Source organism: Stenotrophomonas sp. YJH_SMC_14-1 (assembly GCF_059372275.1).
Window position 1 is genome coordinate 89,264 of record NZ_JCAFVK010000009.1, and the last position, 21,859, is coordinate 111,122.

The following is a 21,859-nucleotide window of genomic DNA, read 5'->3' on the forward strand; positions in this document are numbered from 1 at the left end:
CCTGCCGTTACTTCAGGCTGATCGTGGTGTTGACGCCGTGGCTCAGCGTCTCGTCATCGAACCAGCGCGCGGTGACCGTCTTGGTCTGGGTGTAGAACAGCACCACCTGCTTGCCGTACGGGCCCAAGTCACCCAGCTTGGAGGCGCGCGAACCGGTGAACGAGAACAGCGGCACCGGCACCGGGATCGGCACGTTGATGCCGACCTGGCCGACGTCGATGTCTTCCTGGAACTTGCGCGCGGCCGCGCCGGACTGGGTGAACAGTGCGGTGCCGTTGCCGTTCGGGTTGCTGTTGACCATCGCGATGGCGTCTTCCAACGTTTCCGCTTCGAGGATGACCAGTACCGGCCCGAAGATTTCTTCCTGGTAGATGCGCATGTCGGTGGTGACACCGGCAAAGATGGTCGGGCCGACGAAGTTGCCCTTCTCGAAACCATCGACCTGCGGCTTGCGGCCGTCGAGTACCAGCTTGGCGCCCTGCTCCACGCCCGAGGCGATCAGGCCTTCCACGCGCTCACGGGCGCTGCAGGAAATGACCGGGCCGACGTCGGTGCCGGACACGGTGCCGGCGCTGACCTTCAACGTCTTGGCCTTTTCGACCAGGTCCTGCACCCAGTTGCGCGCCTCACCGACCAGCACCAGGGTGGAGGCGGCCATGCAGCGCTGGCCCGCGGCACCGAAGGCGGCACCGACCATCGCGTTGAGGGTCTGTTCCTTGTTGGCGTCCGGCAGCACCACGGCGTGGTTCTTGGCGCCCATCATGCACTGCACGCGCTTGCCGGCCAGCGAGGCGCGGTTGTAGACGTGGGTACCGACGCGGGTGGAGCCGACGAACGACACGGCCTTGATGTCCGGGTGGTCGCAGATCGCGTTGACCACTTCCTCGCCGCCGTGGACGACGTTCAGCACGCCCTTCGGAATGCCGGCTTCCAAGGCAAGCTCGACCAGGCGCATGGTGACCATCGGGTCCTGCTCGGACGGCTTGAGGATGAAGGTGTTGCCCGTTGCAATCGCCATAGGGAACATCCACAGCGGGATCATCGCCGGGAAGTTGAACGGGGTGATGCCAGCGCACACGCCCAGCGGCTGCATGATCGTGTAGGTGTCCACGCCATTGGCCACGTTGTTGGCCAGCTCGCCCAGCTGCAGGTTGCCGATGGCGGCGGCGTGCTCGACCACTTCCAGGCCACGGAACACATCGCCTTCGGCGTCTGGCAGGGTCTTGCCCTGTTCGGCGGTGAGGATGTGGGCCAGCTCGCTCATGTTCTCGCGGATCAGCTGCTGGTACTTCAGGAAGATGCGCGCGCGGGTACCGATCGGGGTCTTGCGCCAGGTCTTGAAGGCTTCCTTGGCGGCGGCGACGGCGGCGTCCACTTCGCCGGTGGTGGCGAACGGCACTTTGGCCAGCACGTCCTGGGTGGCCGGATTGATCACGTCCTGCCAGTGGGAGGTGGCCGATTCAACGAACTGGCCATCGATCAGCATGCGGATACGGGGCGCTGCAACAGTCATGACGACAATCCCACGGGGTGCGAAAGATGCTTGGCATTATTCACATCACCCGTCTCGATTTCCGGGCTGAATCCGCTTAATCTGGCCAACACGCCAGACGATTCATGTTAATTCTGTGAATTATTCAGCCACCCAGCGGCAGCTTGGCCTGCGCTTGCTACGGCTGCGCGAGCAACGCGGCTACAGCCAGGTGGACCTGGCCCGCGCCTTGGGCCTGTCGGCCAGTTACCTGAACCAGATCGAGCGCAACAAACGCCCACTCACCCCGGCCGTGCAGAAGAAGCTGGGCGAGGTATTGGGCGATGTTTCCTCACTGTTCGACGAAGATGAGCCCGCTGCCCTGCAGGAAGCCCTGGGCGAGACCCTGCGCGACCTCGGCTTGGCCGAAGTCAGCGCGACCGAGCTGCGCGCCCTGGCCGGCAACCTGCCGCAGGTCAGCCGCGCACTGCTGGACCTGCACCGCCGCCACCTGGCGCTGCGCGAGCATGCCGCCGCGCTGGAGTTCCAGCTGGGCGAGCCCGGTGCCGGCAGCACCCTGCCCGCCGGTGACCAGGTGCGCGAGTTCTTCAACCGCATGCACAACCACATCCCCGAACTGGACGAGCTGGCCGAGCAGCTGTTCGCCGAATGGGGGCTGTCGCCCGGGCATGTGGCACCGCGGCTGCGCCAGCTGCTGGCCGACCGCCATGGCGTGCTGGTGGAAGTGGCCGCACTGCAGGCCGGGCGCGAGAAACGGCAATACGATGCCGATGCGCGGCGGCTGTGGCTGCCCGATTACCTGGAGCCCGGCCAGCAGGCGTTCCAGATGGCGGCCGAGCTGGCCCTTCACGGCTACCTGCCGCAGATCGATGCGGTAGTGGCGCGCGCTGGCTTTACCGATGAGGCACGCATCGCGCAGGCGCGGATTGGCTTGTCGAATTACTTCGCCGGTGCGTTGGTGATGCCGTACATGCGTTTCCTGCGTGCGGCCGAGACCAGCAGTTACGACATCGAGCTGCTGGCGCACCAGTTCGGCGTGGGCTTCGAAGCGGTCTGCCATCGGCTGAGCACGCTGGCACGGCGCAGTGCGCCCGGGCTGCCGTTCTTCTTCATCCGCGTGGACCGTGCCGGCAACGTGTCCAAACGCCATTCGGCCACCGATTTCCACTTCTCGCAGGTGGGAGGGTCGTGCCCGCTGTGGATCGTCTACGAGGCGTTCAACCAGCCCGGGCGCATCCTCACCCAGACCGCGCGCATGCCCGATGGCCGCCGTCATTTCTGGCTGGCGCGGCAGGTCAGCAGCGGGCCGGTGGGCCATGGCCAGCCACGCAAGACGTTCGCGGTGGCGTTGGGCTGCGACCTGCAGCATGCCGAACGCCTGGTGTATTCGCTGGGGCTGGATGTACAGAGCCCGGGGAACTCGGTGTCGATCGGGCCGGGTTGCCGGGTGTGCCCGCGCGAGGACTGCATGCAGCGCGCGTTCGCGCAGTTGCCGGGGCGGTAGGGGGTTCTGCAGGGCTGCGCCCTGCACCTGCGGTAGTGCCGGCCGCTGGCCGGCAACCTCAAAAGCAACAGCGGGCTTTCCGTGGGATGGCGGGGTGGTGTCGGATTGCGGGGACGCCGTGAACCCGTCCCTGAAGTGACCCCCGGCATCCATGCCGCGGACACCCCGCAATCCGACACCAGCCCGCCTTCGACAGTTTCCTCCTGGTGCTGGAACCTGATGCTGATGGTGATGCTGATGGTGGGTGCCGACCGTTGGTCGGCACGCTCTGGCCCTGCGCGAAATGCATCCACGCATGGCGTGGATCTACTACCGGCTCAGTAGATCGGCGTCACCTTCATCTGCGGCAGCGGACGCGGTGCGCCGTCGGTAAGGTCCGGGCCGAGGTCTTCCCAGGTACGTCCCTGCTCGACCATCAACCCCCACAGCTGCTGCGCGGCCAGCCGCTTGTCTTCCGAGCCCAGCTTGTACGACGGCGGTGCCGGTTCCCCGCGGGCAACCATCGCGTACGCCGCGCGGTAGGCCAGTACCTGCTGCGCCGGATCATCGGTGCGTGCCACTTCCAGCGTGTAGCGCTGGTAGGCCGAGGCCAGGTTGCGCCAGCGGATCCAGTAGTGGTTCTCGAACGAGAACGAACAGAAGCGCGCACCGGCCAGGCTGCCCTTGTCGGCGATGCGGGTCAGCACCTCCTGCGGCATGTCCAGGTTCATGCCGCCTTCGTCGCCCTGCAGGCTGACGTGCACGATGCGGTCGCGGTAGCCCGGCGCGCGCGCCTGCAGCAGATCGCGCCAGTTCTGCATGGTCGCCACCACCGCGAACAGGAAGCGGCCCAGCTCGGCGGCCGCCAGCGGTGTGGCGATCGACTGGTAGGTGCGCTGCCAGCCGTGTCGGTTCTCGGTGGGCAGGAACACCGCGTGCTCCAGCGACTGGCGGCCACTGCTGCCGTGGTTCACCTCTTCGGCGTGCTGCGGGTAGACCAGATTGATGGCGAAGGTCGGCCAGCGCGGCAACGCGGCATCGAACAGATGGATCGGGAAATTGCTGCTGATGCCACCATCGGAGAACCAGCAGATGCGGAAGGCGGTGATCACCGGGCCGCAAGCCTGCCCGGCGCTGGTCAGCCCTTCCATGCTGTCGGCCACGTTGTGCTCGGGGTCGGCCGCCGGCGCGGTCGGCTCGCAGCGTCGTTCGCGGCGTGAGGGTTCATGCAGCGGCACCGCGCTGATCAGCAGCGGGAAGCTCAGGCTCATGCGCGTGGCCACCAGTACCGGCAGCTTCGGGCCCGGCGGCAGGTGGTAGTACTGCCGCCCTTCCACCTCCAGCGGCGGGCCGGCCTGCGTCACCAGCCACTGCACCACGCTGGCCGGGAACAGCTGCTCGAATTCCTCGCGCAGGAACCAGAACTGCGCGCCGCCCAGCGGCAGCGTGCGCGGCTCGTTGTGCGACACGCAGGTGGTGATCATCTGCAGGCTGATCGCATGCGGGCTGTCCGGCTCGCCGGCATAGCGTGGCGCATCGTGCAGGTCGGCGAAGGTGAGCGGTGCATCCAGCGGCTTGCCGGACAACTGCTGCAGGCATTCGTGCAGCCACTCGGTCAGTGCCGGCGTGCGTGCATCGCGGCCGAGGCCGCTGCACAGGCCCAGCAGATTGCGTCGCGCCACGCGTGCCACACGAAGCGCGGCACCGGCCACACCCGCACCGTACGCGCACAGCAGAGACGGCAGCAGCGTGGCCGCCACCCCGCTCCAACCACCGCCCCACCAGCCCAGGCCGAGCAGCAGCGCCAGCGACACCAGCACTTCCAGCGGCGCGATCTCGAACACGGCAACGGCCAGGCACAGCAGCTTGTGCGGCAGGCTGGCATTGCCGGTCAGCACCACCAGCAGGCGATAGGCCGCGCGTGCGCCGCGTGCGGGCTGGAACAGGCTGTAGATGAAGCCGCGCCGCGACAGCTGCGCCGACACCGCCGACAACCCGCCATAGCCTGCATCGCCGGGCAGGTGCTCGCCGGCCTGCTGGCGACGATCACCGCAGGCCGCCGCAGCCGCCACGGCGGCGGCGATGGCGCCGGCCGAAGTGCCGCCGATGCTCTTGAAGCGATACTCGCGCGCCAGCGCCAGTACCGCATTGGGGTACACGATGCCGCTGGTGATGCCGCCTTTCATGACCAGATCGCAGTACTTGTCCGCCACTGTCTTGCCCCCGAGCATGCCGTCCGCCGCGTGGGTGCCAGTATGGCGCAGGGGCTTCTCAGGGCCTGAGAACAACGGCGCAGTCCGCGCACGCAATGCGCCGTTCAGCAGAAAGCACGGCTGCAGGCTTGACCCGCCCCGCCATCGGCGTAGCATCTGCAGCAAGCCAAGGGACAGACCCGCGGCTGCCACAACGACATGAGGGATTCTCATGGAATTCGACTATCTCGTCTTCATCGGGCGATTCGAGCCCTTCCACAACGGCCACGCCGCCGTTGCCCGCCTGGCCCTGAGCCGGGCCCGCAAGCTGATCTTCCTGGTCGGCTCTGCCGATACCCCCCGCAGCCTGCGCAATCCCTGGACCGTGGCCGAACGCGCCGTGATGATCCAGGCCGCCCTCGATGGCCACACCGACCGTCTGCTGATCCGCCCGCTGCGTGACCACCTGTACAACGAAGCGCAGTGGATCGCCAACGTGCAGCGCCAGGTGGCTGAAGCCCTGCGCAACGACGGCGCCGCCGCCGATGCGAAGGTGGGCCTGATCGGCATGGACAAGGACGCGTCCAGCTACTACCTGCGCGAGTTCCCGCAGTGGCCGCTGGTGGACGTGCAGCATACCGCCACCCTGTCGGCCACCGAGCTGCGGCGCTACCTGTTCGAAGCCGGCGACGTCGACTTCCACGGCGCGCTGCTGATGCTGCGTGGCAATGTGCCGGCGCCGGTGTACGACATGCTCGAAGCGTTCCGCAAAAGCGCGCCTGCGTATGGCCAACTGGTGGCCGAGTACCGCTTCATCGAACAGTACAAGGCCGCCTGGAAGGATGCGCCCTACGCGCCCACCTTCGTCACCACCGATGCGGTGGTGGTGCATTCAGGCCACGTGCTGCTGGTGCGTCGCCGCTCGGAACCCGGCAAGGGGCTGTGGGCGCTGCCCGGCGGCTTCGTCGGCCAGGAACAGAGCCTGCTCGACAGCTGCCTGCGCGAACTGCGCGAGGAAACCCGGCTGAAGATTCCGCTGCCGGTGCTGAAGGGTTCGCTGAAGGGCCAGCAGGTCTTCGACCACCCCGACCGCAGCCAGCGCGGCCGCACCATCACCCACGGTTTCCACTTCGAATTCCCGGCCGGTGAACTGCCGCCGGTGCGCGGCGGCGACGACGCAGACAAGGCGCGCTGGATACCGGTGAGTGAAGCCCTGGACATGGGCCCGCAGCTGTTCGAAGACCACCTGCACATCCTGGAGTATTTCCTCGGCCGCGGCTGACAGGCCCGGCCCCCCCACTGGCGGATAGACCGCTGGTGTCACTCGACGCGAAGGAGCTTCCGTCATGCACTACCTCGATAATCTTCTCCTCAACACCGACAGCTACAAGGCCAGCCATTGGCTGCAGTACCCGCCGGGTACCGATGCCACGTTCTTCTACGTCGAATCACGTGGCGGCCTGCACGATCGCACGGTGTTCTTCGGCCTGCAGGCGATCCTCAAGGACGCGCTGGCACGACCGGTCACCCACGCCGACATCGACGACGCTGCTGCGGTATTCGCCGCCCATGGCGAACCGTTCAACGAGGCCGGCTGGCGCGATATCGTCGACCGGCTTGGCGGCCACCTGCCGGTGCGCATCCGCGCCGTTCCCGAGGGCAGCGTGGTGCCCACCCACCAGGCACTGATGACCATCGAGTCGACCGATCCGGCTGCGTTCTGGGTGCCGTCGTATCTGGAAACGCTGCTGCTGCGCGTGTGGTATCCGGTCACCGTGGCCACCATCAGCTGGCACGCACGGCAGACCATCGCCGCGTTCCTGCAGCAGACCAGCGACGACCCGCAGGGGCAGCTGCCGTTCAAGCTGCACGACTTCGGCGCGCGCGGTGTATCGAGCCTGGAATCGGCCGCGTTGGGCGGTGCCGCGCACCTGGTCAACTTCCTCGGCACCGATACCGTGTCGGCGCTGTGCCTGGCACGCGCGCACTACCACGCACCGATGGCCGGCTATTCGATTCCGGCCGCCGAGCACAGCACCATCACCAGTTGGGGCCGCGAACGCGAGGTGGACGCCTATCGCAACATGCTGCGCCAGTTCGGCAAGCCCGGTTCGATCGTGGCGGTGGTGTCGGACAGCTATGACATCTACCGCGCGATCAGCGAACACTGGGGCACCACCCTGCGCGATGACGTGATCGCGTCGGGCGCCACCCTGGTCATCCGTCCCGACTCGGGTGACCCGGTGGAGGTGGTGGCCGAAAGCCTGCGCCGGCTGGATGAAGCCTTCGGCCACAGCCTCAACGGCAAGGGCTATCGCGTGCTCAACCACGTGCGGGTGATCCAGGGCGATGGCATCAATCCGGACACCATCCGCGCGATCCTGCAGCGCATCACCGACGACGGCTACGCCGTCGACAACGTGGCCTTCGGCATGGGCGGTGCACTGCTGCAGCGGCTGGACCGCGATACGCAGAAGTTCGCGCTGAAGTGCTCGGCGGCGCGGGTCGAGGGTGAGTGGATCGACGTCTACAAGGATCCGGTCACCGACGCCGGCAAGGCCAGCAAGCGTGGCCGCATGCGCCTGCTGCGCCGCCTGGACGATGGCAGCCTGCATACGGTGCCACTGCCGGCCAATGGCGACGACACCCTGCCGGACGGCTTCGAGGACGCAATGGTGACCGTGTGGGAGAACGGCCGCCTGCTGCACGACCAGCGGCTGGACGACATCCGCACGCGGGCGGCCGTGGGGCATTGAAGGTGCATCCCGACCGGGGTTGGATCCCGTTGCAGCGCAGCGGGCTCTGCCCCCTGCGCTCTTGACCGGCGCCACCAACAGGTCCACCTTGCACACGCCGAAGGTATCCCTCCCATCGCTGCGGCGCGGGGAGGGATTTAAACGGGAATCCGGTGAAGGCGCCTCGCGCGTCCATTCCGGAGCTGCCCCGCAGCGGTGAATGGAAACGAATCCTGCCAACAGCACTGGGCTCGCGCCTGGGAAGCGGCAGGTAGTAGGTGGGCTGCGGCCCGAGTCCATCAGCCCGAATACCGGCCCCGGCCGGGGGACACGACCGTCCCCTGACTCGACCTGGAATCTCCGCGGGGAGGTTGCCGGGGCCGTCGTCGTCCTGCGCGTGCAGGCGATGTGGCCGCGCGCGTCCTGTTCACGGTATCCGGCCAGACCCGTTCACCCACGCGCTGATGCATGGGCCACCGCCGTTGCCGGCGGTCCATGCGGTACCTGACGATGACCGAGCTCCAACGCCCCACCCTGACCCTGCCCGCCGACGGCAAGCGCCTGCTGCTGCATTCGTGCTGCGCGCCCTGTTCCGGCGAAGTGATGGAGGCGATCACCGCCTCCGGGATCGACTACGCGATCTTCTTCTACAACCCCAACATCCACCCGGTGAAGGAGTACGAGCTGCGCAAGCAGGAGAACATCCGCTTCGCCGAGCAGCACGGCATTCCTTTCATCGACTGCGACTACGACACCGACAACTGGTTCAGCCGTGCACGCGGCATGGAAAACGAGCCCGAACGCGGCATCCGCTGCACGATGTGCTTCGACATGCGCTTCGAGCGCACTGCGCTGTACGCGCACGAGCACGGCTACGACACCATCAGTTCTTCGCTGGGCATCTCGCGCTGGAAGAACATGGCGCAGATCAACGACTGCGGCATCCGCGCCGCCTCGCGCTATGAAGGCCTGCAGTACTGGGACTACAACTGGCGCAAGGGCGGCGGTGCCAGCCGCATGATCGAGATCAGCAAGCGCGAGCAGTTCTACCAGCAGGAATACTGCGGCTGCGTGTACTCGCTGCGCGATGCCAACCGCCATCGCCGCGAGAATGGCCGCGAGCGGATCAAGATCGGCCTGTTGTACTACGGGCAGGACGCTGGGACGCCGCAGGACGATTGACGTGCAGGCATGGGGCGGCCACGCTGGTCGCCCCTTCTGTTGTACCGGAACTGCCATGACCGCCCTGCCCGCCGATGTCGCCCTGCTGGTGATCGACCTGCAGCCGGACTTCATGCCCGGTGGCGCCCTGGCCTGCGACCAGGGCGATGCGCTGGTGGCACCCATTGCCGATCTGCTGGCGCAGCGCCGCTACCGCACCGTGGTGGCAACACAGGACTGGCACCCGGCCGACCATGCCTCGTTCGCCAGCCAGCACCCCGGCCAACGCCCGTTCGAGACCATCCTGCTGCACGCGCAGCCGCAGACCCTGTGGCCGGACCACTGCGTGCAGGGCAGCGCCGGTGCCGCCCTGCACCCGGGCGTGGACTGGACCGTGGCCGACCTGATCCTGCGCAAGGGCACGCGCCAACAGGTGGATTCGTACAGCGCCTTCCGCGAGAACCACGGCCCCGAGGGCGAGCGCCCGGCCACCGGCCTGGCCGGCTGGCTGCATGAACGCCGCATCCGCGAAGTGCACGTATGCGGCCTGGCCCGTGACTACTGCGTGCTGTGGAGCGCGCAGGACGCGGTGAAGTCCGGCTTCCGGGTGAAGTTCCTGTGGGAGCTGACCAAGCCGGTGACCGAAGCCAACGACGTGATGGTGCGCGAGGCGCTGGGCAAGGCGGGGATCGCGATCGTCTGAGGCGTGACCGCCGGGCATGGCCCCGCGCTATCGCGCACGTCGCTTATGCTGCTTGCGCGCTCCTGCCCACAACAACACAATCGATTCATCCAGCCCCCTAACTACGCCCCCCTATAGATCGCGGGACGGCCGAACCGGGGACTTTTCATTGGATGAAATCAGGATTCGGTAGTGCCGGCCGCTGGCCGGCAACCTCGGGACCTCTGCAGTTGCCGGCCAGCGGCCGGTACTACCGGATAGCACCCGTGGTAGCGCCGGGCCATGCCCGGCGGACGCGGGATGGGCGATTACCGGAATACCACCGTGCGATGCCCGTTGAGCAGGATGCGGTGCTCCACATGGCGGCGAACCGCGCGTGCCAGCACCAGCGATTCGGTATCGCTGCCCAGCCGCACCAGTTCACGCGGTGCCATCGCGTGGTCCACGCGGGCCACGTCCTGTTCGATGATCGGGCCTTCGTCCAGGTCCTCGGTGACATAGTGCGCGGTGGCGCCGATGATCTTGACCCCACGCGCGTGTGCCTGGTGGTACGGCTGCGCGCCCTTGAAGCTGGGCAGGAAGCTGTGGTGGATGTTGATGGCACGGCCGGCCAGCGCGCGGCACAGCGTGGGTGACAGGATCTGCATGTAGCGCGCCAGCACCACCAGGTCGATGCGTTCGCGCTCGACGAGGTCGATGATCTGCTGCTCCTGCACCGCGCGTGTATCGGCGGTCACCGGCAGGTGGTGGAACGGCACCTGGTAGGACGCCGCCAGCGGCGCGAAGTCGGCGTGGTTGGACGCCACTGCTGCGATGTCCACCTTCAGCTGGCCGCTGTGGGCGCGGAACAGCAGGTCGTTGAGGCAATGCCCCTGTTTGCTGACCAGCACCAGCAGCCGCGCGCGGCGTCGGCCATCGTGCAGCTGCCAGTCCATGCCGAAGCCTTCGGCAAGCGTGGCCATGGCGGCGTGCACGGTCTCCAGCGGCAGGCCGGCATCGCGGTCGAAGTGCACGCGCAGGAAGAAGCGGCCACTCTCCTCATCGCCGAACTGCTGGGCGTCGAGGATGTTGCAGCCGTGGTCGAACAGCAGGCCGGACACGCGGTAGACGATGCCGGTGCGGTCGGGGCATGACAGGGTAAGAATGGAATCGGGGCGCATCGCCACAGTGTAGGGCAGCGCCCTGCCCAGCGGCCGGATGATCACGGGTGCAACCGACCTGCTTGGTTCAGTACCAAGCGATACTTGGACCTTCCCGTGGCAAGCTGGTCGGTCATGAACCTGTTGCAACTGATCCGCAGCTTCACCCGCACCGCAGAGACCGGCAGCATTGCCGCCGCGGCCCGCATCCTTGGCATCAGCGCCACCGCGGTCGGCCAGAACATCAACCGGCTGGAGGCCCATCTGGGCGTACGGTTGCTGAACCGGAGTACGCGGCAGCTGGCCCTCAGCGAGGCCGGCGCGCTGTACCTGGCGCAGGTGCGCCACATCGAAGCCGACCTGGCGCGCGCGCAGGCGATGGTCACCGCCGGTGACATCGAACCGGCCGGGCCGCTGCGCATCGCCAGCAGCAGCGCCTTCGGTCGCCACGTGCTTGCCCCCTTGTTGCCTTCACTGCAGCAGCGCTACCCACAACTGCAGCTGGAGCTGCGCCTGACCGACCGCGCCGTGCAGCATGGGCCGGAAGCGGTGGATGCCAGCATCCGCATCGGGGCGCAGCTGGAGGACGGCGTGGTCGCGCGGCAGCTGGCGCGTGTTCCGTTCGTGTTCTGTGCCTCGCCGGCCTACCTGAAGGCGCACGGCACCCCGCAACAGCCTTCCGAACTGGGCGGTCATCGCGGGTTGCTGCACCGCTTCCCCACCGATGGCCGGCCATTGCGCTGGGGCCTGCTGAAGGACGGCCAGCGCGTGGACGCCACGCTGCCACCGAGCATGGTCTGCGATGACATCGATGCGCTGGCGACGCTGGCGGCGGCCGGTGCCGGCATCACCCGGCTGGCCGCATTCGTGGCCGAGCCGTACCTGCGCGAGGGCCGCCTGCAGGCGGTGTTCGACGCCGACACCACGTGGCGCCCGGAACCGATGGAGGTCTACTTCTGCGTCAGCGACCGCCGCGATTTCACCGCCAAGATCCGCGCGCTGTTCGAACACCTTCAGGCCGGCATCGCGCCGGCCTGGCGGGTGTGAGCCTCAGCGCGTCTTGAACACGCCGCGCGCATCGCGCGGCTCGCAGCGCAGGTACTGTGGCGCCGGTTCCACGCTGTCGCGCAATGCGGCAGCGGCATGCCACGGCCAGCGCGGGTCGTAGAGGATGCCGCGCGCCAGGGCCACGGCATCGGCGTGGCGGTGGCGCAGGATCGATTCGGCCTGCTCGGGCTCGGTGATCATGCCCACGGCGATGACCGGCATGCGCACCTTGGCCTTGATCGCTGCCGCGAACGGCACCTGGTAGCCCGGACCGACGGTGATCTTCTGGCGTTCGTCCAGGCCACCGCTGGAGACATGCAGGAAATTGCAGCCGCGCGCGTCCAGCACCTGGGCCAGCGCTTCGCTCTGCACCAGATCCCAGCCGCCATCGACCCAGTCGCTGGCGGAGATGCGCACGCCCACGGCGACCTTGTCCGATACCGCCGCACGCACGGCGTCGAACACTTCCACCAGCAGGCGCAGGCGGTTCGGCAATGAGCCACCGTAGCCATCAGTGCGACGGTTGCTCAGCGGCGACAGGAACTGGTGCAGCAGGTAGCCGTGGGCGGCATGCATCTCGATCAGCTCGAAGCCGAGGCGCTCGGCACGCACCGCACTGGCGGCGAAGGCGGCGATGACCTCGGCGATGCCGGCCTCGTCCAGTTCCTGCGGTGCCGGATCGGCGGCGTGGAACGGCAGCGGCGACGGCGCCACGGTGGCCCAGCCACGCGCATCGTCGGCCGGCAGCTGGCCACCGCCGTCCCAAGGGCGGTTCACCGAGGCCTTGCGACCGGCATGGCCGAGCTGGATGCCCAGCGGCATCGGCGACCAGCGGCGGACGCTGGCCAGTACCTGTGCCAACGCGGCCTCGGTGCCGTCATCCCAAAGGCCCAGGTCGGCCCAGCTGATGCGGCCACGCGGCTCGACCGCGGTGGCTTCCAGGATCAGCAGGCCGGCGCCGGATTGCGCCAGGTTGCCCAGGTGCATGGCATGCCAGTCGCTGGCGCGGCCGTCTTCGGCGGAGTACTGGCACATCGGCGCGACGACGATGCGGTTGGACAGGGTCAGGGGGCCGAACGAGATCGGCGAAAACAGCTGGCTCAAGACAGTGATGGACGACGTAGGGGATGCGTATTGCACCGCCGCACGGCTCCGGGATCAACCATCTGGATGGATCGCTGTTTCGCGGCGGCGGGTGGCCTGTAGAGTCGACTGACAGTCGACTCTACCCAGCCGATGGTTCGATAACCGACGCCAGCGCCTCAGCACAATCGCGTTCATCCTTGAACTGCAGCAGGTCGTCTGCACGGGTGCGGCCACGGTTCAACGCCGCCACCGGCAGTCCTGCTTTGGCCGCCGCCTGCACGAAGCGGAAGCCGGAATAGACCATCAGCGACGAGCCCACCACCAGCACGGCGTCGGCCTGCTGCAGGTGCTCGTGCACCGCCTCCACCCGCTCGCGGGGCACGTTTTCGCCGAAAAATACCACGTCCGGCTTCAACACCCCGCCGCAGTGCGGGCACCCGGGTACCACGAAGCTGGAGAAATCGGTCTCCAGGTCGGCGTCGCCATCAGGCGCGACGCCGGCCTCCAGCGCATCCCAGCCGGGGTTGGCGTCCAGCAGGCGCTGCTGGAAGTCCTCGCGGCCACTGCGGCGCTCGCAGCCCATGCAGCGCACCAGGTCCAGGCGGCCATGCAGGTCGATCACGTTACGGCTGCCGGCGCGCTGGTGCAGGCCGTCCACGTTCTGGGTCAGCAGCACCTGCAGCTTGCCACGGCTTTCCAGTGCGGCCAGGGCCTGGTGGGTACCGTTGGGCCGGGCCAGGCCGAAGCGCGGCCAGCCCAGCAGGCTGCGCGCCCAGTAGCGCTGGCGGGTAGCCGTCTCGCCCATGAAGGCCTGGTAGGTCACCGGTGGCGTGCGTTTCCACTGGCCGTCGCTATCGCGGTAATCGGGAATGCCCGAGGCGGTGCTGCAGCCGGCGCCGGTCAGCACGAACAGGCGCTGGGCGCGGTCGATGAAGTCGGTCAGTGGCGGGGTCATGGCTGCCAGATGGGGGCGCCGCAGCGCCCCCGCAAGCGCCGGTCGGTTGTCCGGGTCAGGCCGCCGGCAGCGGCGGCACCGCGATCGGGTGGCCTTCCTCGTCCAGCGCGATCATCACGAAGTGGCCGCGGGTGCACAGCTTGCGCTCGCCGCTGTGCAGGTCTTCGGCGACCAGTTCCACCTCCACCTTCATCGAACTGCGGCCGACTTCGACGATGCGGCCGATGGTTTCCACCATCTGGCCGATGCGGATCGGCAGCTTGAAGTCGACCTGGTCGCTGCGCGCGGTCACCACGGTACGGCGCGAGTAGCGGGCGGCAGCCAGGAACGCGGCCTTGTCCATCCACGCCAGTGCCTGGCCACCGAACAGGGTGCCAAGGTGGTTGGTGTGGTTGGGGAAGACGATTTCGGCCATGCGCACTTCGATGGGCGGCACGGTCTCGGGGATCGGGGTCATGGGGGAGCTTCGGTGTGGGGTGCTGCGGATTCTAAGCGACCGGCGTGACGGCCATCGGAATGCACGTGCAACGGTCACCCGGCAGCGGTGCCTGCGCAGGCCGCGCCTGCAGCAGGCGTTACACTGCGCCACGCCCACTGCCAGGACCTCCCATGCCCGCCACTTCCGACCTGCTGGCCTTTGCGCTGGTTTCGCTGGCCATGGTGCTCACGCCCGGGCCGAACATGATCTACGTCATCTCGCGCTCGATCTGCCAGGGGCCGATGGCGGGACTGATCTCGCTGGGCGGAGTGGCACTGGGCTTCGTGTTCTACATGCTGTGCGCGGCATTGGGCATCACCGCCCTGCTGATGACGGTACCGTTCGCCTACGACGCGCTGCGCATCGGTGGCGCGCTGTACCTGCTGTACCTGGCCTGGCAGGCGCTCAAGCCCGGTGGCCGTTCGCCGTTCGCGGTGCGCGAACTGCCGCAGGACAGCCCGCGCAAGCTGTTCACGATGGGATTCCTGACCAATCTGCTGAACCCGAAAGTGGCGGTGATGTACCTGTCGCTGCTGCCGCAGTTCCTGCACCCGGACAGCGAAGGCAGCGTGCTGATGCAGTCGATCGTGCTGGGCTCCACCCAGATCCTGGTCAGCGTCAGCGTGAACGGCATGATCGCGCTGACCGCCGGCAGCATCGCCGGCTTCCTGGCCGCACGCCCGACCTGGCAGATGGTGCAGCGCTGGCTGATGGGCACGGTGCTGGCCGGACTGGCGGTGCGCATGGCGGTGGAAGGGCGGCGCTGATCGCGGCGTGCCCTCCAGGCGATACGCCCGGCCCCGTAATCAGAACAGTTCAGCGTGGTAGAAGCTTGGTTGTGCCGACCAGGCCTTGATATCGCCACATTGCGGCACGCTGGTGTAGTACAGGCGGATGGGTATGGCGGAGACCTTCGCACTCATCAGCATGGCGTAGGTTGCCTTGCAAACCTCGGGCGGCATGCTGAAGTCGCCTTTGCTGACGATGTTGCAGACCGCGTGGATGGGCGAGACGGTGGTCGCCACGAACACCTTGCCGCTGGCATCGATGGAAACGTTGGTCACCTTGGAATCGCAGTTCGTGCCATGGGCGAGGGGCGGACAGGCGACCAGGACGGCGAACAGTCCCCCCATCCACCCACGAAACACGGTCCTGCGGGTTGCTGTTCCAGGCACTGCAGTCTCCATTGCGACCTCCAGGGTCCATTCAGTTGCGCCACCATGGCAGGACCACGCGCACGGGAACCCGGCGCTGGGATTGTCCACGCGTCATTCCTGCAGTCGCTTCCCCTTTTCCTCCAGGCCCGGCAGGGGTACGACGCACTGCCGCCACTGGCGTCCAGCGAGAATAGCTCATCCTTCTGATGCGCAACGAAAAACCCCGGCATTGGCCGGGGTTCTTCGTTGCGACAGGCCGGGCCGGTTCGATCAGAAGTTCATGTCGAAGGCGACTTCGCCCTGCACGCCGACCTGGTAGGCCGAGACGCGGCGTTCGAAGAAGTTGGTCAGTTCCTGCACGTCCTGCAGTTCCATGAACGGCAGCGGGTTGCGCACGTTGTACTTCTTTTCCATGCCCAGCTTGGCGAAGTGCTGGTCGGCACAGTGCTGCAGGTACTGGCGCATGTCGCGGGTGGAGATGCCGGCCACGCCGCCGGACAGCACGTCCTCGGCGAACTGCACTTCGCATTCGATGGCTTCGGCCAGCATGTCGTAGACCTGCTGCTTCATCTCTTCGTCGAACAGGTCCGGTTCTTCCTCACGCACCACGCGCACCGACTCGAACGCGAACTCCATGTGCGCGCTCTCGTCGCGGAACACCCAGTTGGTGCCCGAGGCCAGGCCCGGCAGCAGGCCGCGCGAACGGAAGTAGTACACGTAGGCAAAGGCCGCGAAGAAGAACAGGCCTTCGATGCAGGCGGCGAAGCAGATCTGGTTGAGCAGGAACTGGCGGCGCTGTTCGCGGGTCTCGATGCGGGTCAGGCTCTGGATCGAGTCGATCCACTTGAAGCAGAAATCGGCCTTCTTCTTGATCGAGTCGATGTTCTCCACCGCCGAGAACGCCTTGGCGCGCTCTTCCGGATCCGGCAGGTAGTTGTCGAGCAGGGTCAGGTAGAACTGCACGTGCAGCGCTTCTTCATACAGCTGGCGCGACAGGTACATGCGCGCTTCCGGCGCATTGAGATGCTGGTACAGGTTCAGCACCAGGTTGTTGGAGACGATCGAGTCGCCGGTGGCGAAGAACGCGACCAGGCGGTGGATCAGGTGGCGCTCGCCCGGCGACATCTTGCTGTGCAGGTCGGTGATGTCGATCTGGAAGTTGATCTCTTCCACCGTCCAGGTGTTCTTGATCGCGTTCCGGTACATGTCATAGAACTGCGGGTAGCGCATCGGGCGCAGGGTCAGTTCAAAACCGGGATCGAGCAGCATCTGCTTGGGCTTGTCGGCCATGGGTGTTTCCTTGAATTCCTGGGTGAGCCGCCGGGCGTGGCCCGGCGCTACCGTGGGTGTTTTTCCGCAGCCGAGCATGGCTCGGCTCTACAGGTGCGAGGTGTTCGAGTGCCGACCAACGGTCGGCACCCACCGCGCGGTGTGTTACTGGCAGGCCTCGCAGGCTTCCGGGTTTTCCAGCGAGCAGGCGATGGCTTCGTCCGGGCTGAATACCTTGGCCGGGGCCGCAGCGCTCACCGTGGTCTTGGCGATCTTGGTGGCCGGGCGCGAACGCAGGTAGTAGGTGGTCTTGATGCCCTGCTTCCAGGCGTACATGTACATGGAGGACATCGCGCCGATGTTCGGGCTTTCCATGAACAGGTTGAGCGAGGCCGACTGGTCGATGAAGGCGCCACGTTCGGCGGCCATGTCGATCAGCGAACGCATCGGCAGTTCCCACGCGGTGCGGTAGACCTCGCGCAGCGTTTCCGGAATCTGCGCCACGCCGGCGATGGAACCTTCGGCCAGCTTGATGGCATCGCGCATTTCCGGCGTCCACAGGCCCAGCTTCTTCAGCTCGTTCACCAGGTAACGGTTGACCTGCAGGAAGTCACCGGACAGGGTTTCGCGCTTGAACAGGTTGGACACCTGCGGCTCGACGCACTCGTAGCAGCCGGCGATCGAGGCGATGGTCGCGGTCGGCGCAATCGCGATCATCAGCGAATTGCGCAGGCCGTGTTCCTTGATGCGGGCGCGCAGGGCGTCCCAGCGTGCGGTGTCTTCCGGCACCACGTTCCAGGCGTCGAACTGCAGTTCGCCACTGGCGGCGCGGGTGTCGTTGAACGACGGGTGCTTGCCACGTTCCTGGGCCAGCTCGCAGGAGGTTTCCAGCGCGTGGAAGTAGATCGCTTCGGCAATCTTCTTCGACAGGGCGCGGGCTTCGGCGCTGTCGAACGGCAGGCGCTTGCGGAAGAACACGTCCTGCAGGCCCATGCAGCCCAGGCCGACCGGACGCCAGCGCAGGTTGGCGCGGCGGGCGGTTTCGATCGGGTAGAAGTTCAGGTCGATGACGCGGTCGAGCTGGCGCACGGCCAGGCGCACGGTCTCGGCCAGCTTCTCGAAATCGAACTCGTTGTGCTCGTCGAAGTGGTTGCCCAGGTTGATCGAACCCAGGTTGCACACCGCGGTTTCATCGTTGGAGGTGACTTCCAGGATTTCCGTGCACAGGTTGGACAGGTGGATCACGTTGCCCGGACGCAGGGTCTGGTTGCTGGCGCGGTTGCACTTGTCCTTGAAGGTCATCCAGCCGTTGCCGGTCTCGGCCAGCGTACGCATCATGCGGGCGTACAGCTTGCGGGCGGAGATGGTGCGGTTGGCCTTGCCCTGGGCTTCGGCCTGCAGGTAGGCGGCCTCGAAGGCTTCGCCGAACAGGTCGGTGAACTCCGGCACGACGCGCGGATCGAACAGCGACCATTCCTGGTCGGCTTCGACGCGCTTCATGAACAGGTCCGGCACCCAGTTGGCCAGGTTCAGGTTGTGCGCGCGGCGGGCTTCGTCACCGGTGTTGTCACGCAGCTCGAGGAAGTCCTCGATGTCGGCGTGCCAGGTTTCCAGGTACACGCAGGCCGCGCCCTTGCGCTTGCCACCCTGGTTCACTGCGGCCACGGACGAATCCATGGTCTTCAGCCACGGCACGATGCCGTTGGAGTGGCCGTTGGTCGACTTGATGAGCGAACCACGCGAACGCACGCGGGTGTAGCTGACGCCGATGCCGCCGGAGAACTTCGACAGCTGGGCGATGTCGCCGTACTTGGAGTAGATCGACTCCAGCGAGTCCTGCGGCGAGTCCAGCAGGAAGCACGAGGACAGCTGCTCGTGGGTGGTGCCGGAATTGAACAGGGTCGGGCTGGACGGCAGGTAGTCCAGGTTGCCCATGCGCTTGTACAGCGCCAGGGTCTCGGACACGTCCTCGCTCAGCGCGCTGGCGATGCGCAGGAAGAACTGCTGCGGGGTCTCGATCACCTTGCGGGTGTGCGGGTGGCGCAGCAGGTAACGGTCGTACAGGGTACGCAGGCCGAAGTAATCGAAGTTCAGGTCCAGCGAGATGTCGATGGCATCGTTGAGCTTGCGCGCGTTGGTCTGCACGAAGTTCAGCAGGCGGTCGTTGATCAGGCCGACTTCATGGCCACGGCTGACCGACTGCGAGAAGGCGTAGATTTCCTGGCCCGAGACTTCCTTGGCAATGTAGTTGGCCAGCAGGCGCGCAGCCAGGCGGCCGTACTCGGGCTCTTCACCGATCAGCAGGGCGGCGGTGCGGATGGACAGTTCGTCCAGCTCGCGGGTGGTGGCGCCGTTGTACAGGCCGGAAATGGTGCGGGTGGCCACGCGCATCGGATCGACGGCGTGCAGGCCTTCGGAGGAACGCTGCACCGCGCGCACGATCTTGTTCAGGTCCACCAGTTCGGTCGTGCCATTGCGCTTGGTCACACTCATCGCGTTGGCCGTCGGCGGCGACGTCAACAGGAATTCGCTTTCCTTCTCGATGGTGGCGCTGGATTCGGTGGTCACGGCGTGTGTCCTCTTGGCGTGATTGGTGGGTGCTCGATGCATCGGGTGACGCAGCCCGGGACATGACGGCCCAGGATGGCAGGTCGGCGTCGCAGCGGATGAGACCCTGCGCCTGCCACTGCCGTTGACGATCGCGGATGGGTACCCGGGCCCCCCTGGAATTGGGGTTGCTGCGACCGACGGCCACAAGATAGTGGGGGTGATGGGGCCCGTCAACGCCAAATGTAGTGAAATTCGGCAATCCCTTGCGCCGCAAGGATCGTGCCGCCGGCGTCCGGATCAGACGCTTCAGACCTGCCGGAACGGGCTGCGCAGTCAAGCCCGAAAGGCGTCATTGCGGTGGTACAACGCACCGCGAAAACGGAACAATGACAGCTTCACATGACAGTGATGAAACTGGCTAGGGACAACCCTGTGGATAGGTGGTGGGCAGCCGGTGGGAATCCGGTGGACGCCGGGACCGCCCGCCGGGCAGCGACCCGAGGCTGCATGTGTCGGCCAGGCTGGAGCAGCGGCCGCAGGGAAACGCCGTTGCACCCTTCCCCCGATCATTGCCGGCCAGCGGCCGGCACTACCGGAATCCCAGGGTGGTCGTGCCGGCCGCTGGCCGGCAACGTACGCCCGCAGGCCCCTCACGCCCGGTGCGGGGTACCCAGGTACTCGGCGCTCTGCATTTCGATCAGGCGCGAGGCGGTACGCTCGAACGCGCCCTGCAGGCGCTGGCCGGTGTACAGCTCGATCGGCGAGGTGCTGGCGGTGCAGACCAGGTTGACGTGGCGGTCGTACAGCTCGTCGATCAGGTTGACGAAGCGGCGCGCGGCATCTTCGTTCAGGCGGTCGAAGGCGGGAATGCCGCCCAGCAGCACCGTGTTGAACTCGTGCGCGATCTCGATGTAATCCGAGGGCCCGCGCGGGCCTTCGCACAGCGCGGCGAAATCGAACCAGGCAATGCTCTTGCCACGGCCACGCACCGGGATCTTGCGGCCCTCGATCTCGATGTTGCCGGGCTTGGCCGGCTGGCCGCCGCTCAGCTCGTTCCAGCGCGTGGCCAGCCACTCATCGCTGTCGGCCGCCAGCGGTGCGCGGTATACCGGCGAGCGGGTCAGCGCGCGCATGCGGTAATCCTCGGTACCTTCGGCATACAGCTCGACGCAGAAGCGCTGCAGCAGGCCAATGGCCGGCAGGAAGCTCTCGCGCTGCAGGCCGTTGAGGTACAGGTTCTCCACTGCGGTGTTGGAGGTGGTGACCAGGGTCACGCCCTCGGCGAACAGGCGCTCCAGCAGCCGCGCCAGCAGCATCGCATCGCCGATGTCGGTGACGAAGAACTCGTCCAGCACCAGCACGCGCAGGTTGCTGCGCCATTCCTGGGCGATCTTCGCCAGCGGGTCGCTCTGGCCCTGGTGCTCGCGCAGGCGCTCGTGGACGCTGCGCATGAAGCGATGGAAGTGGGTCCGGTACTTCTGCTTGATCGGCAGCCCGTCGTAGAACAGGTCGACCAGGAAGGTCTTGCCGCGGCCGACGCCGCCCCAGAAGTACAGGCCCTTGACCGGCTCGGGCTTCTTCCAGAACGAGGACAGGCGGTCCAGCCAACCGTCCTCGGCACTGTCCAGCAGGCCCAGGTGGATGCGGTCCAGCTCGGCCAGCGCCGCATGCTGGGCCGGGTCGTTCTGCCAGTCGCCACGGGCAACCCCTTCCGCGTACCGCTGCGACGGGGTCAGTTCCACGTCGCTCATGCCGCCGCGCCCAGCCAGTGCTTGACGCCGTGGGTCAGCGCGCCGCGCAGGTCGATCAGCTTGCGGTGGAAGAAATGGCTGGTCTCGGGCATGCGCACCAGCTCATGCGGGAAATCCAGCGTGTCCAGCCACTGGTAGACGGCCTGCGGGTCGACGATCTCGTCCTGCTCGCCCTGGATCACCAGCCAGCGCGCCGGCGGTGCGATGCCATCGAAATCCCAGCGGCCGGCCGGCGGCGCGATCGAGATCAGCGCTTCGGGCTGCAGCGCGGCAGCGGCCTTCAGCGAAACGAACGAACCGAAACTGAAACCGGCCAGCCACAGGCGGTCGTCGGGGCGCTGGCTCTGCACCCAGGCAGCCACGGCCTTCAGGTCGTCCTGCTCGCCCACGCCATGGTCGAACTCACCGGCCGAACCACCCACGCTGCGGAAGTTGAAGCGCACCGTGGCGATGCCCAGCTCGCGCAGGGTGGTGGCGGTCATGGTGACCACTTTGTTGTGCAGGGTGCCGCCTTCGGTGGACAACGGGTGGCAGATGATGGCCACGATCGGCTGCACCGGCGCATCGGCCTTGGGCAGGTCGACGACCACTTCCAGCGGGCCGGCCGGGCCGTCCAGTTCAAGGCAGGCGGTTTCGCCGGGGGCAACGGGGAACAAGGGCTTGTGCATGGCACCATGATACC

General features: G+C 66.9%; 18 protein-coding genes and 1 riboswitch. Of the genes, 7 read left to right on the forward strand and 11 right to left on the reverse strand.

What is annotated here, in order from left to right; translation table 11 throughout:
• Positions 1-7: 7 nt before the first annotated feature.
• Positions 8-1,513: a CoA-acylating methylmalonate-semialdehyde dehydrogenase gene (locus AC5P9P_RS17430; RefSeq protein ID WP_012478809.1), complete on the reverse strand. Its 1,506-nt coding sequence runs from the start codon at positions 1,511-1,513 to the stop codon at positions 8-10.
• Between the two features lie 115 nt (positions 1,514-1,628).
• On the opposite strand from AC5P9P_RS17430, the gene AC5P9P_RS17435 reads away from it, so the two are divergent.
• Positions 1,629-2,996 carry a helix-turn-helix domain-containing protein gene (locus AC5P9P_RS17435; RefSeq protein WP_033833498.1) on the forward strand — a complete coding sequence of 456 codons (1,368 nt, stop codon included), beginning with the start codon at positions 1,629-1,631 and terminating at the stop codon, positions 2,994-2,996.
• Positions 2,997-3,313: 317 nt separating this feature from the next.
• On the opposite strand, the gene AC5P9P_RS17440 is transcribed toward AC5P9P_RS17435, so the two are convergent.
• Positions 3,314-5,206 (reverse strand): patatin-like phospholipase family protein, encoded by a 1,893-nt coding sequence (locus tag AC5P9P_RS17440; RefSeq protein WP_049433152.1) that lies wholly within the window; start codon positions 5,204-5,206, stop codon positions 3,314-3,316.
• 193 nt (positions 5,207-5,399) lie between these two features.
• On the opposite strand from AC5P9P_RS17440, the gene AC5P9P_RS17445 reads away from it, so the two are divergent.
• From AC5P9P_RS17445 to pncA, 4 genes are all read left to right on the forward strand, one after another.
• Positions 5,400-6,449: a bifunctional nicotinamide-nucleotide adenylyltransferase/Nudix hydroxylase gene (locus AC5P9P_RS17445; protein WP_049403797.1), complete on the forward strand. Its 1,050-nt coding sequence runs from the start codon at positions 5,400-5,402 to the stop codon at positions 6,447-6,449.
• A 64-nt stretch (positions 6,450-6,513) separates the two neighbouring features.
• Entirely contained in the window at positions 6,514-7,923 is a 1,410-nt protein-coding gene (locus AC5P9P_RS17450; protein ID WP_049403798.1) for a nicotinate phosphoribosyltransferase, read from the forward strand.
• An 83-nt stretch (positions 7,924-8,006) separates the two neighbouring features.
• Positions 8,007-8,236, forward strand: a riboswitch (cobalamin riboswitch).
• A gap of 161 nt (positions 8,237-8,397) precedes the next feature.
• Positions 8,398-9,084: an epoxyqueuosine reductase QueH gene (locus AC5P9P_RS17455; RefSeq protein ID WP_005407678.1), complete on the forward strand. Its 687-nt coding sequence runs from the start codon at positions 8,398-8,400 to the stop codon at positions 9,082-9,084.
• A 55-nt stretch (positions 9,085-9,139) separates the two neighbouring features.
• Positions 9,140-9,766, forward strand: a complete 627-nt coding sequence (pncA, locus tag AC5P9P_RS17460) for a bifunctional nicotinamidase/pyrazinamidase (RefSeq protein ID WP_049403799.1) — start codon at positions 9,140-9,142, stop codon at positions 9,764-9,766.
• A 287-nt stretch (positions 9,767-10,053) separates the two neighbouring features.
• Here the strand turns inward: pncA and purU are convergent, their stop codons facing one another.
• Complete coding sequence (gene purU, locus AC5P9P_RS17465) at positions 10,054-10,905, reverse strand: formyltetrahydrofolate deformylase (RefSeq protein WP_005411937.1); 852 nt, start codon at positions 10,903-10,905, stop codon at positions 10,054-10,056.
• A 114-nt stretch (positions 10,906-11,019) separates the two neighbouring features.
• Here purU and AC5P9P_RS17470 point away from each other — a divergent pair, with 114 nt between their 5' ends.
• Positions 11,020-11,931, forward strand: a complete 912-nt coding sequence (locus AC5P9P_RS17470; RefSeq protein ID WP_049403800.1) for a LysR family transcriptional regulator — start codon at positions 11,020-11,022, stop codon at positions 11,929-11,931.
• Positions 11,932-11,934: 3 nt separating this feature from the next.
• On the opposite strand, the gene AC5P9P_RS17475 is transcribed toward AC5P9P_RS17470, so the two are convergent.
• From AC5P9P_RS17475 to AC5P9P_RS17485, 3 genes are all read right to left on the reverse strand, one after another.
• A complete protein-coding gene (locus AC5P9P_RS17475) occupies positions 11,935-13,035 on the reverse strand; it encodes an NADH:flavin oxidoreductase/NADH oxidase (protein ID WP_111188119.1) in 1,101 nt (366 codons plus the stop codon).
• A gap of 121 nt (positions 13,036-13,156) precedes the next feature.
• A complete protein-coding gene (locus AC5P9P_RS17480; RefSeq protein ID WP_049403802.1) occupies positions 13,157-13,972 on the reverse strand; it encodes an NAD-dependent protein deacetylase in 816 nt (271 codons plus the stop codon).
• 55 nt (positions 13,973-14,027) lie between these two features.
• Positions 14,028-14,429: an acyl-CoA thioesterase gene (locus AC5P9P_RS17485; protein ID WP_005407672.1), complete on the reverse strand. Its 402-nt coding sequence runs from the start codon at positions 14,427-14,429 to the stop codon at positions 14,028-14,030.
• Positions 14,430-14,581: 152 nt separating this feature from the next.
• Here AC5P9P_RS17485 and AC5P9P_RS17490 point away from each other — a divergent pair, with 152 nt between their 5' ends.
• Entirely contained in the window at positions 14,582-15,217 is a 636-nt protein-coding gene (locus AC5P9P_RS17490) for a LysE family translocator (protein WP_005407671.1), read from the forward strand.
• 39 nt (positions 15,218-15,256) lie between these two features.
• Here the strand turns inward: AC5P9P_RS17490 and AC5P9P_RS17495 are convergent, their stop codons facing one another.
• From AC5P9P_RS17495 to AC5P9P_RS17515, 5 genes are all read right to left on the reverse strand, one after another.
• Entirely contained in the window at positions 15,257-15,715 is a 459-nt protein-coding gene (locus AC5P9P_RS17495) for a hypothetical protein (RefSeq protein ID WP_227416083.1), read from the reverse strand.
• A 162-nt stretch (positions 15,716-15,877) separates the two neighbouring features.
• Positions 15,878-16,897: a ribonucleotide-diphosphate reductase subunit beta gene (locus AC5P9P_RS17500; protein ID WP_005407669.1), complete on the reverse strand. Its 1,020-nt coding sequence runs from the start codon at positions 16,895-16,897 to the stop codon at positions 15,878-15,880.
• Between the two features lie 144 nt (positions 16,898-17,041).
• A complete protein-coding gene (locus AC5P9P_RS17505; protein WP_005407668.1) occupies positions 17,042-19,444 on the reverse strand; it encodes a ribonucleoside-diphosphate reductase subunit alpha in 2,403 nt (800 codons plus the stop codon).
• Between the two features lie 632 nt (positions 19,445-20,076).
• Positions 20,077-21,177, reverse strand: a complete 1,101-nt coding sequence (gene zapE, locus AC5P9P_RS17510; RefSeq protein ID WP_049403804.1) for a cell division protein ZapE — start codon at positions 21,175-21,177, stop codon at positions 20,077-20,079.
• Positions 21,174-21,845: an alpha/beta hydrolase gene (locus tag AC5P9P_RS17515; protein WP_049403805.1), complete on the reverse strand. Its 672-nt coding sequence runs from the start codon at positions 21,843-21,845 to the stop codon at positions 21,174-21,176. The genes zapE and AC5P9P_RS17515 overlap by 4 nt, the downstream gene beginning before the upstream one ends.
• Positions 21,846-21,859: the final 14 nt, after the last annotated feature.

Coding starts and splice junctions, on each gene's coding strand:
- AC5P9P_RS17430 (WP_012478809.1), bottom strand. CDS start 1,513: ATGACTGTTGCAGCGCCCCGTATCCGCATGCTGATCGATGGCCAGTTC.
- AC5P9P_RS17500 (WP_005407669.1), bottom strand. CDS start 16,897: ATGGCCGACAAGCCCAAGCAGATGCTGCTCGATCCCGGTTTTGAACTG.
- zapE (WP_049403804.1), bottom strand. CDS start 21,177: ATGAGCGACGTGGAACTGACCCCGTCGCAGCGGTACGCGGAAGGGGTT.
- AC5P9P_RS17455 (WP_005407678.1), top strand. CDS start 8,398: ATGCGGTACCTGACGATGACCGAGCTCCAACGCCCCACCCTGACCCTG.
- AC5P9P_RS17440 (WP_049433152.1), bottom strand. CDS start 5,206: ATGCTCGGGGGCAAGACAGTGGCGGACAAGTACTGCGATCTGGTCATG.
- AC5P9P_RS17515 (WP_049403805.1), bottom strand. CDS start 21,845: ATGCACAAGCCCTTGTTCCCCGTTGCCCCCGGCGAAACCGCCTGCCTT.
- AC5P9P_RS17470 (WP_049403800.1), top strand. CDS start 11,020: ATGAACCTGTTGCAACTGATCCGCAGCTTCACCCGCACCGCAGAGACC.
- AC5P9P_RS17485 (WP_005407672.1), bottom strand. CDS start 14,429: ATGACCCCGATCCCCGAGACCGTGCCGCCCATCGAAGTGCGCATGGCC.
- pncA (WP_049403799.1), top strand. CDS start 9,140: ATGACCGCCCTGCCCGCCGATGTCGCCCTGCTGGTGATCGACCTGCAG.
- AC5P9P_RS17450 (WP_049403798.1), top strand. CDS start 6,514: ATGCACTACCTCGATAATCTTCTCCTCAACACCGACAGCTACAAGGCC.
- AC5P9P_RS17490 (WP_005407671.1), top strand. CDS start 14,582: ATGCCCGCCACTTCCGACCTGCTGGCCTTTGCGCTGGTTTCGCTGGCC.
- AC5P9P_RS17480 (WP_049403802.1), bottom strand. CDS start 13,972: ATGACCCCGCCACTGACCGACTTCATCGACCGCGCCCAGCGCCTGTTC.
- purU (WP_005411937.1), bottom strand. CDS start 10,905: ATGCGCCCCGATTCCATTCTTACCCTGTCATGCCCCGACCGCACCGGC.
- AC5P9P_RS17445 (WP_049403797.1), top strand. CDS start 5,400: ATGGAATTCGACTATCTCGTCTTCATCGGGCGATTCGAGCCCTTCCAC.